Source organism: Phenylobacterium sp. (assembly GCF_044236515.1).
Taxonomy (GTDB): domain Bacteria; phylum Pseudomonadota; class Alphaproteobacteria; order Caulobacterales; family Caulobacteraceae; genus Phenylobacterium.
On the sequence record NZ_JBIIGK010000108.1, the window covers coordinates 1 to 10,072 of the forward strand.

Genomic DNA, 10,072 nt, shown 5'->3' on the forward strand with positions numbered 1-10,072 from the left:
TCCCGCGCTCGCGCGGCGGCCGCACCACCTGGGAAAACATCGTCACGGCCTGCGCGCCCTGCAACCTCGCCAAGGGCGGCCGCACCCCGGCCGAGGCGCACATGCAGCCCCATCACAAGCCGCGCCGGCCGACCGCCTTCGAGCTCCAGGAACGCGGCCGCCGCTTCCCGCCGCACCACCTCCACGAAAGCTGGCTCGACTACCTCTACTGGGACATCGAACTCGAGGCCTGACGCCGCCTTGGCGCGCTCAAAGCTAGGCCCCGGAACCTCCCCGCCGCCCGGTGCTTTGCTGAGGTTTTAGGAGTCTCCCATGAGCGACGATCCGCTGAACCGGCCGCCTGGCGGCGATGGCGAGGCGCGAGGGACCGGCTACGGCGCCGGCGGGCTCGGCAGCGGCCAGGACCGCGCCGCCGGCAAGCAACCCCAGGCCTGGGACGCGCCCGGCGTCACCCCCGGCGGCGAGCGCACAGGATCGTCGACCGACGGTCCCCGCATCCCGCAGGACGGTGAGGCCGACCCCGACTAACGCGACCCTTGCGCTGCCCCCGTCCTCAGTAATGATGCCCGGCTTAAGGAACGGGCGGGGGCCTCATGAAGGTGCAGGGTTGGATGGCGGCGGCCGGGCTGGCCGTGGCGATGCTGGTCGCGGGCTGCGGCAGTGGCGACGGGGCGAAGGTCGGCGCCGATCCTGGCGAGTGGCGCACCTACGGCCGGACCTACGACGAGCAGCGCTTCTCGCCTCTCAACCAGGTCAACCGCGAGACGGTCGGCAAGCTGGGGGTCGCCTGGTGGGCGGAGTTCGACACCGACCGCGGCCAGGAGGCGACGCCGCTGGTCGCCGACGGAGTGATCTACACCACGACCGCATGGTCCAAGATCCACGCCTTCGACGCGCGCACCGGCGCGAAACTGTGGAGCTATGATCCAAAGGTCCCCGGGCAGTCGGGCCTCAACGCCTGCTGCGACGTGGTCAACCGCGGCGCGGCCCTGTGGGACGGCAAGGTTTTCTTCGGAACCATCGACGGGCGGCTGATCGCCCTCGACGCCAAGACCGGAAAGCCCGTGTGGGACGTTCAGACCACCGACCGCAGCCGGCCCTACACCATCACTGGCGCGCCGCGGGTGGTGAAGGGCAAGGTGCTGATCGGCAACGGCGGGGCCGAGTACGGCGTGCGCGGCTACGTCTCGGCCTATGACGCCGCGACCGGCAAGCTGGCCTGGCGGTTCTACACCGCCCCCAATCCGACCGGCGCCGCCGACGGCGCGGTCTCCGACAAGATCCTGAAGGAAAAGGCCGTCGGAACCTGGTCCGACGGCGCCTGGAAGCAGACCGGCGGCGGCGGCACGGTGTGGGACGCCATCACCTACGATCCGAAGACCGACCTCGTCTATGTCGGCGTCGGCAACGGCTCGCCGTGGAACCACAAGATCCGCTCGGGCGGTAAGGGCGACAACCTCTTCCTGTCGTCGATCGTGGCGCTGAAGCCCGACACCGGCGACTACGTCTGGCACTACCAGACGACCCCGGCCGAAAGCTGGGACTACACCGCCACCCAGCACATCATGGTCGCCGACCTGCCGATCGGCGGCGCGACCCGCCGGGTGGTCATGCAGGCCCCGAAGAACGGCTTCTTCTATGTGCTGGACGCTGCGACCGGAAAGCTGATCTCCGGCGACAAGTACATTCCCGCCGGCTGGGCCGAACGCATCGACCTCGCCACCGGCCGGCCGGTGGAAACGCCCGCCGCCCGTTACAACGAGGGCGCGGTGGCGCGGCATCTGCCGAACGGCCTCGGCGGCCACAACTGGCAGCCGATGGCCTTCAGCCCGAAGACCGGCCTCGTCTACATCCCCTCGCTTCAGATGCACGGCCGCTACGAGGACGATCCGAACTTCCAGTACCGGTCGGCCTTCTGGAACACCGGCGTCCGTCGGATCGTCGCCGCGCCGTCGAACAAGCCGGGGACCGAACCGTCGATCCCGCCGACCGGCGAGCTGCTGGCCTGGGACCCGGTGGCCAAGACCACCCGCTGGAAGGTGGCGCTGCCCAGCTTCTGGACCGGCGGCGTGCTGGCCACGGACGGCGGCCTCGTCTTCCAGGCCAGCGGCAAGCAGCTCGTCGCCTACGACGCCCAGACCGGCGCCAGGGTGTGGGCCTACGAACTGGGCGCGGCGGCCATCGCCCCGCCGATCACCTATGCCCTCGACGGCGAGCAGCACCTGGCCCTGATGGTCGGCTACGGCGGCGCCTCGGCCTCGGACCAGCCGCGCCGGCCCGGCCGGCTGGTGGTCTTCAAGCTGGGCGGAACCGGCAAGCTGCCCCCCTATGCCGAGGTCGCCGCCCTCGACCCGCTGGACCTTACCCAAGGCGAGCTTTCGGCCGGCGATCCGGACAAGGGGGCGGCGCATTTTTCGGCCATGTGCGCCGTCTGCCATCGCGGCGGGAAGTTCTATCCCGACCTCGCCAGGTCGCCGGTCATCCTCAGCCGCGCGGCGTTCGAATCCGTCGTGCTGGACGGCGCCCTGGCGCAGAACGGCATGGCCTCGTTCCGCAAACACCTGACGCCCGCCGCCGCCGAGGACCTGCGGGCCTTCCTGATCTGGCAGGCCCGCACCGCCCCGCCGCCCCCGCCCGGCGCGAAAGGGCACCCGCAGTGAGACGGGCTCCCGCCGCGACTTGAGGTGTTAGAAAGGGGACCATGGCTTCCAAGATCCCGCGCGACAACACCGCCCAGATGGCGTCCTCGTCCTACCGGCTGGCGGTGCGCGACGAGGACTTCCTGCTGTCGGAAGGCATGCGCGGCGTGCGCTTCCTGCTCGAGTTCGCCAAGGCCGAGCAGGCGCTCAAGGACTGGGGCGTGCGCTCGACCATCGTCGTCTTCGGCTCGGCCCGGATCGCCGAGGACGGGCCCGGCGAGCATGCCCGCTGGTACGCCGCCGCGCGCGAGTTCGGCGCCCTGGCCTCGAAGCGGGGCGGCGCCTTCCTGGAGGGCGAGGCGCTGCGCGACAACGTCATCGCCACCGGCGGCGGGCCCGGGATCATGGAGGCGGCGAACCGCGGCGCGTCCGAGGCCGGGGCGCCGTCCATCGGCTTCAACATCACCTTGCCGCACGAGCAGGAGCCGAACGGCTGGTCGACGCCGGAGCTGACCTTCCGCTTCCACTACTTCGCCATGCGCAAGATGCACCTGGCGATGCGCGCCAACGCCCTCGTCGTCTTCCCGGGCGGCTTCGGCACGCTCGACGAGCTGTTCGAGATCCTGACCCTGCGCCAGACCGGCAAGTCACCGGAAATCCCGGTGGTGCTGTTCGACGAAAAATACTGGCGCGAGGTGCTCAACCTCGACGCCCTGGCCCGCCACGGGATGATCTCGCCGGCCGACCTGTTCCTCTTCGGCTTCGCGGAAACCGCGGAGGGGATCTGGGCCGAGCTGCGGCGCCGCGGGCTCAAGCCGAACACCGACCTCGAAAGCCTGGTTTAGACGCGTAAACCCTCCTCCTGAGCCTCCTGTTAAGCAGGCTCTGGCTATCCTCCTTGCGGACATCTTCGAAGGCGCGAGGTTCGACAATGGCGGAGGGGAGAGCGGCGACGCTCATCGCCGGCTTCAGGGCCTTCCGCCGCGCCCGCAAGGGCTCGGTCGCCGTCGCCTTCGCGCTCGGCATGCCGGTGGTCGCCGCCGGCGCCGCCTTCAGCGTCGAGACCAGCTATCACTACTACAAGCAGACCAGCCTGCAGGCCGCCGCCGACGCCGCCGCCGTGGCCGGCGGCCTGGAGAGGCTGCGCGGCGGCCGGGGCTCTGCGATCCGCACCGCCGCCCGGCAGACCGCTACCGAGAACGGCTGGGACTCCGCCGCCGGCACGATCACCGTCAACTCTCCCCCGACCGCAGGCGCCTACACCAGCCAGCCGGCCGTCGAGGTGATCCTCGCCCAGACCGAGCCGCGCTTCTTCTCCGCCCTGCTGACCCGCACGCCGGTCCGGCTGCGGGCCCGGGCGGTCGGCCTCTACCGGATCGCCTCCAACGCCTGCGTCCTGGCGCTCAGCCGCGACGCCGGGCCGGCGGTCAACATCAAGGGCTCGGCGCGGCTGGAGCTGCAGGGCTGCGACGTCGTCGCCAACTCGGTCGCCGACGACGCGCTGAACGTCTGGGGCGCGGCCCGCCTCACCGCCGACTGCGCGGTTTCGGCCGGCGGCGTTCGGAACAAGGACGGCATGCGGCTGGCCGAGTGCGGCGCGCCGGTCACCCAGGCCCCGCCGGTCGAGGATCCGCTAAAGGATCTGCCCGAGCCCTCGCCGACCGGTCCCTGCCAGAACGACAAGGCTGACGTCCTCGTCCCCGGCCGCTACTGCTCCGGCCTCGACCTCAAGGGCGACGTGCGCCTGGAGCCGGGCGTCTACCACCTCGCCGGCGACTTCCGGGCCAACGCCAACGCCTCGGTCAGCGGCGAGGGCGTGACGATCTACATGAGCGACGGCGCAGAGGTCCGCATCAACGGCGGCGCCCAGCTGACCTTGTCGGCGCCGTCCTCCGGGACCTACGCCGGTGTGCTGTTCTTCGGCGACCGCGACAGCACCGGCGGCGACAACGTCTTCAACGGCAACGCCCGGTCCCGCTTCACCGGCCACCTCTATTTCCCCTCGCAGAGCGTGACCTACAACGGCAACTTCTCGGGCGAGAACGGCTGCACCCACGTCATCGCCGACACCGTCACCTGGAGCGGCAACGCCACGCTGGAGGTCGACTGCACCGACACCGGCATGGTCGAGATTCCCGGGCGCCGGGTCGTGCGGCTGGTCGAATGAGGCGCGCCTTGCAACGCTTCGTCGCCGACCGCCGGGGCGTCTCGGCGCTCGAGTTCGCCCTGATCGCACCGATCCTCGCGCTCGTGCTGGTGTTCGGGATCGACGGCTGGATGTCGACCAGCCAGCTCGGCGACATGCGCAACGCCCTGCAAACCGCCGCTCGCTACTACCAGGTCGGCGGCGGCGACGACGAGCAGGCGCAGGACGCCGCCCTCGCCGCCTGGACGCGCCGGCCGACCGACGGCGAGGTCAGCATCGACCGGCTATGCCGCTGCGGAACCAGCGCCGCCGACTGCTCCAGCCTGTGCTCGGGCGACACGCCGCCGGCGGTCTTCGTCACGCTTGAGGCGACCAGCCAATTCCACGGGGCCATGCGACGCATGTCGCTGCGCGAACAGGAGGTGCTGCGTGTGCGCTAGGAGCCGCAGCCTTGTTCGGCGCTGGTCATCGCACAGCGGCGGCGCGACGGTGATCGAGATGGCCATCCTCGCGCCGGTGTTCCTCACCGCCCTGGTCGGGGTCCTGCAGCTCGGCTGGGCGTTTCATTGCGCTGCGACCATGCGGTGGGCCCTGGAAACCAGCGCCCGGGCCCTGCTGATTTCGCCGACCACCACGGAAAGTCAGCTGCGCAGCGCCGTCGCGGACCGCGTCGAAGCGGCCAGCGGCGTCCGCACGGTGACGGTGGCGCTCGTGCGCGACAACGGCGTCGCCCGCGCCACCGCGGTCTACCGCCATCCGCTGGACCTGCCGCTCGTGCCGCGCGTGAACCTGCGTTTCCGGGCCGAGACCGTGGTCCCGTTGGCCTGATCAGGCCTCGCCGCAGGCCGAACAGCGGCCGCGCGCTTCCAGTGTGACGGTGCGCACCGCGTATCCCGCCGCCTTGGCGGCGGCCAGGGCCGGGGCGAGGTCGGGCTCGAACTCCTCGGCCGCCCCGCAGCAATCGCAGATCAGGAAGGCGGCGAGGTGGCCGTCGGCCTCCAGCCGGCAGGGGACATAGGCGTTGAGGCTCTCGATCCGGTGGGCGAAGCCGAGCCGTTCGAGGAATTCCAGGGCCCGGTAGACGGTCGGCGGCTTGGCCGGCTCGCCGCTCTCGCCGAACGCCCCGATCAGATCGTAGGCCTTCAGCGGCCCGTCGGATTCCAGCAGCAGCTCCAGCACCCGCCGACGCGGCGGCGTAAGACGCTCCTGGGTCTCGGTGCAACGCGCCTCGGCCGCGCCCAGCGCCCGGGCGAGAGCCGCGCCGGTGAGCCCCGGGTGGGCCCCGTCCTCGTGATGGCATGCGTCTCCCATGGCCATGAGGTAGCCCCGGGGGGGCGCAACCGCAACGGGCTCGGGCGCTTATGGCTTGACGTGCGGTTATGTTATTTCATAACGGTACTGTTACTTCATAACATCTACCTTGTTCCGAGTGAGGGTATCCATGTCGCGCGCCGCCCTATTCGCCGCCGCCGCCGTCTCCGTTCTGGCCGCCGCCCCGGCCGCCCTTGCGGCCGACGCCGAGGCCCCCGCCGGCCCGGACGGTCACGACCTCGGCGAGGTGGTGGTCACCGCCGCGCCCTTCGCCGTCTCGCTCGACTCGGCCACCACCAGCGTGGACATCGTTCGGCGCGAGGCGTTGGACACCGTCCCGGTCGGCGGCCTCGGCGATGCGCTCAGCGGCCTGGCCGGCGTGCGCTCGACCTTCTTCGGCCCCGGCGCCAGCCGCCCGGTGATCCGCGGCCTCGCCGGCCCTCGCGTCCTGGTGCTGTCCAACGGCCTTGGCCAGGTCGACGCCAGCGCCCTGTCGCCGGATCACGCCGTCGCCACGGATCCGCAGGAGGCTGAGCGTATCGAGGTGCTGCGCGGCCCCTCGGCCCTGGCCTACGGCGGCTCGGCCATCGGCGGCATCGTCAATGTCATCGACGAGCGGATCTCCCGCCACCAGGTCGAGGGCCTGGAGGGCCGGGCGCTGGTCTCCGGCTCCACGGTCGACGAAGGCCGCATGGCGACCGGCGCCGTCCGCGCCGGGGTCGGAAACTGGGTGCTCAGCCTCGACGGCGCGCGGCGCAGGACCGAGGACTACAAGGTCCCGACCAACCCGGAATCCCGCCGGCGCATGGAGGCCGAGGGCGAGGAATGGCCCGGCGACGTCAAGTCGACGGTTGAGAACACCGCCACGGAGCTCAAGACCTACGGCGCCGGCCTCTCCCACGTCGGCGAGCGTGGCTACCTCGGCTTTGCGGTCAAGCGCACCGAGACGACCTACGGCGTCCCCGGCCATGCGCACGAGCACGAGCATGAGCACGACGGCGAGGACGACCACGATCACGACGACCACGCCGAGGAGGCGGGGCACGAGGACGGCGTCGCCATTCGCCTGAAGCAGACCCGCTATGACCTGCGTGGCGAGCAGAAGTTCGACCTCGGCCCGTTCGACACCGTGCGGTTCGCCGGCGGCTATGCAGACTACGCCCACGTCGAACTGGAAGGCGGCGAGCCGGCGACGCGCTTCGCCTCCAAGGGCTGGGAAGGCCGCGTCGAGCTGGTCCAGCCGAACCGCGGCGGCTGGCAGGGCGCGGTCGGGGTCCAGGCCCTGTCGCGCGACTTCGACGCCGTCGGCGAGGAGGCCCTGGTTCCGCCGACCAAGACCAAGGAATGGGGCGCGTTCACGCTCCAGCGCCTCGACCGCGACGGCTGGGGGATCGAGGGCGGCCTGCGGATCGACAAGCGCGAGCTCGACAGCATCCTCGCGCGGCGCGACTTCACGAACGGCTCGGCTTCGGTCGGCGCCTTCGTGCGCCCGGCCCGCGGCTGGTTCTTCAGCCTGTCGGGCTCCCGGACGGCCCGCGCCCCGGCCCAGGAGGAGCTGTTCGCCAACGGCGCCCACCCGGCGACCCAGAGCTTCGAGGTCGGCGACGTCAACCTCGACGCCGAAGTCTCCTGGTCGCTCGACGCGACGGCTCACTATGATTCCGACCGCTGGAGCGCTGACGTCCACCTGTTCAAGGTCCGCTACGACGGCTTCATCGACCTGCGCGCCTCGGGCGAGGAGGATGCGGACAGCCACCTGCCGATCTACCGCTACCTGCAGACCGACGCCGACTTCCACGGCGCGGAGTTTGAAGGCTCCTATTCGGTGTGGCGCGACGGCGGCCGCAGCCTGAAGCTGGAAGCGGCGGCGGACTATGTGCGCGGCGCCACCGACCTCGGCGCCCCGGCCCGCATTCCGCCGTGGTCGGCGACGATCCGCGGCGTCTACGAGGCGCCCAGCTTCGGGGCCCAGCTCGAGGTGCGTCGGGTCGGCGAGCAGGACCGCGTCGCCGAGTTCGAGCCGCCGACCGACGGCTACACCATGGTCAACGCCCAGGTGACGCTGCGGCCGCTGCAGGACCGCGGCTTCAAGGTCTTCGTCGACGCCCGCAACCTCGGCGACGTCGAAGCCCGCGAGCACGCTTCCTTCCTCAAGGACCTCGCCCCGCTCCCGGGCCGCAACGTCCGCGTCGGCATGGCCTACAGCTTCTAGCCGCCCCACTCACCCACCGGCTCGTCATGGCCCGGCTTGTCCCGGGCATGACGAGCGGGGCTAAGGGTAGATTTCCGCCAACGCCTCGATCAGCGCCCGATTGTGCTCTTCCAAGCCGACGGTGATCCGCAGGTGGTCGGGCAGGCCGTAGCCGCCGACGCCGCGCACCAGCAGGCCGCGGCTGGCCAGGAACGCCTCGACCTCCGCCGCCCGGCCGGGAAAGCCGACCAGCAGGAAATTGCCGCCCGACGGCCCGACGACCTCCAGCCCGAGGCCGCCGAGCTGCTGGGCGAGCCAGGGCCGCCATTGCTCCACATGGGCGACCGAGCGGGCGGCGAAGTCCTCGTCCTCGAGGGCGGCGACGGCGGCCAGCTGAGCCGGGATCGAGATGTTGAACGGCAGGCGGATGCGGTCCATCGCCTCGGCGATCGGGGTCGGCGCATAGGCCCAGCCGACGCGCAGGGCGGCGAGGCCATGCATCTTCGAGAAGGTGCGGGTGACGACGACGTTCTCGGCGGCGCGGGCCAGGTCCAGCCCGGCGTCATAGGCCGGGTCGGTGGCGAACTCCGCATAGGCGCCGTCGAGCACCAGCACGACGCTCGGCGGCAGGTTGGCGTGCAGGCGCGCGACCTCCTCGCGGCCGATCCAGGTTCCGGTCGGGTTGCCCGGGTTGGCGATGAACACCAGGCGCGTGCGGCCATCGACCGCCTTGAGGATCGCGTCGACGTCGACCCGCAGGTTCGGCTCTGGGGCGAACCGCACCTCGCCCTGGCAGGCGCGGGCCCCGATGGCGTAGGCGGAGAAGCCGTATTCGCCCTGAACGATATTGTCCCCGGGCTCCAGGAACACCTGGTTCAGCAGTTGGAAGATCTCGTCGGTGCCCTGGCCGAAGGTCAGGCGCTCGGGCTCCAGTCGGAATTTCTCCGCCACCGCCGCGCGAAGCAGGCTGGCGCGCCCATCGGGATACATTTGCAGCTGCTCGGCGGCCTGGGCGAAGGCGGCCCTGGCCTTCGGACTGGCGCCGAGGATGTTCTCGTTGGCCGAAAGCTTGACCGGGTTCTCCACGCCCTCGGCCTTCGCCTTGCCCGGGGTGTAGGCCTGGATGGCCGTAATTCCCGGCTTCGGGATCGGGCGGTCCGCGCCGCCGCGGTCGAGGTCGTCGGCCATGGTCTAGAGGTCCAGGGGGCGGGGGGCGGCGCCGACGACGCCGGATAGACGGCCCGGCGCGCGGGCGAGCCGCGGGTCGTCGGCCTGGTAGAAGCCGGCGAGGCTGAACAGCTTCAGGCCGCCCGTTTCGACCAGCAAGGTGGCGGCGGCCCCGTCGCGGCTCAGGGCCTCCTCGATGGCCGCGCCGGACTGCGCCGCGTCGGTGACCCAGAACGTCACGTCGTCGCCGGTCGGCTCGACCTCGACCTCGCCGACCGCCAGCGCGGCCAGCGGACCCCAGGCGGCCAGGCAGGGCAGGGCGGCGAAGACCCGCGTCTTTGGCTCGGCCAGCAGCCGGCCCCACCAGGCGCTGTCGGGCAGCAGGGCGGCGACGCCGACGCCGCCGGGCGTGCGCGCGGCCGCCAGCACCTCCTCGACCTTCGCCGCCTGTCGCAGCGGCGGCGCGGCCCCGAACCGCAGACGGGCCAGCTCGACGGCGCGGGCCTGCTCGCGGCCGCCCCAGACGGTCAGGTGGAACGGGCCCTGCAGGCGCAGGCTGGCGCCGATCATCTCGCGCCAGACGCGGACCACCAGGGCGGCGTCGGCGCCCTCGCGCGG

Annotated in this window: 11 protein-coding genes; 8 read left to right on the forward strand and 3 right to left on the reverse strand. The window is 71.6% G+C overall.

What is annotated here, in order from left to right:
- The 7 genes from ACILRF_RS11325 to ACILRF_RS11355 all read left to right on the forward strand — a co-directional run.
- Window positions 1-233: HNH endonuclease (locus ACILRF_RS11325; RefSeq protein WP_395672926.1), on the forward strand; the 233-nt coding region annotated here is incomplete at its 5' end.
- A gap of 79 nt (window positions 234-312) precedes the next feature.
- Window positions 313-528, forward strand: a complete 216-nt coding sequence (locus tag ACILRF_RS11330) for a hypothetical protein (RefSeq protein ID WP_395672928.1) — start codon at window positions 313-315, stop codon at window positions 526-528.
- A 65-nt stretch (window positions 529-593) separates the two neighbouring features.
- The gene (locus ACILRF_RS11335; RefSeq protein ID WP_395672930.1) at window positions 594-2,660 is read left to right on the forward strand and encodes a PQQ-dependent dehydrogenase, methanol/ethanol family; all 2,067 of its coding nucleotides are present in this window, start codon (window positions 594-596) and stop codon (window positions 2,658-2,660) included.
- A 41-nt stretch (window positions 2,661-2,701) separates the two neighbouring features.
- On the forward strand, window positions 2,702-3,484 hold the full coding sequence (locus tag ACILRF_RS11340) for an LOG family protein (protein ID WP_395672932.1): 783 nt from the start codon (window positions 2,702-2,704) through the stop codon (window positions 3,482-3,484).
- 86 nt (window positions 3,485-3,570) lie between these two features.
- A complete protein-coding gene (locus ACILRF_RS11345) occupies window positions 3,571-4,806 on the forward strand; it encodes a TadE/TadG family type IV pilus assembly protein (RefSeq protein ID WP_395672934.1) in 1,236 nt (411 codons plus the stop codon).
- An 8-nt stretch (window positions 4,807-4,814) separates the two neighbouring features.
- Entirely contained in the window at window positions 4,815-5,225 is a 411-nt protein-coding gene (locus ACILRF_RS11350) for a TadE/TadG family type IV pilus assembly protein (RefSeq protein ID WP_395672935.1), read from the forward strand.
- A 49-nt stretch (window positions 5,226-5,274) separates the two neighbouring features.
- A complete protein-coding gene (locus ACILRF_RS11355) occupies window positions 5,275-5,613 on the forward strand; it encodes a TadE/TadG family type IV pilus assembly protein (RefSeq protein WP_395672937.1) in 339 nt (112 codons plus the stop codon).
- Here the strand turns inward: ACILRF_RS11355 and ACILRF_RS11360 are convergent, their stop codons facing one another.
- Window positions 5,614-6,102 (reverse strand): Fur family transcriptional regulator, encoded by a 489-nt coding sequence (locus ACILRF_RS11360; protein ID WP_395672939.1) that lies wholly within the window; start codon window positions 6,100-6,102, stop codon window positions 5,614-5,616. It abuts the gene before it with no gap.
- A 124-nt stretch (window positions 6,103-6,226) separates the two neighbouring features.
- Between ACILRF_RS11360 and ACILRF_RS11365 the strand changes: the two genes are divergently transcribed.
- Complete coding sequence (locus ACILRF_RS11365) at window positions 6,227-8,308, forward strand: TonB-dependent receptor (RefSeq protein ID WP_395672941.1); 2,082 nt, start codon at window positions 6,227-6,229, stop codon at window positions 8,306-8,308.
- A gap of 60 nt (window positions 8,309-8,368) precedes the next feature.
- Here the strand turns inward: ACILRF_RS11365 and hisC are convergent, their stop codons facing one another.
- Both hisC and ACILRF_RS11375 read right to left on the reverse strand, forming a co-directional pair.
- Window positions 8,369-9,475 (reverse strand): histidinol-phosphate transaminase, encoded by a 1,107-nt coding sequence (hisC, locus tag ACILRF_RS11370; RefSeq protein ID WP_395672943.1) that lies wholly within the window; start codon window positions 9,473-9,475, stop codon window positions 8,369-8,371.
- A 3-nt stretch (window positions 9,476-9,478) separates the two neighbouring features.
- A partial coding sequence (locus ACILRF_RS11375; protein WP_395672945.1) for a chorismate mutase occupies window positions 9,479-10,072 on the reverse strand: 594 nt, incomplete at its 5' end.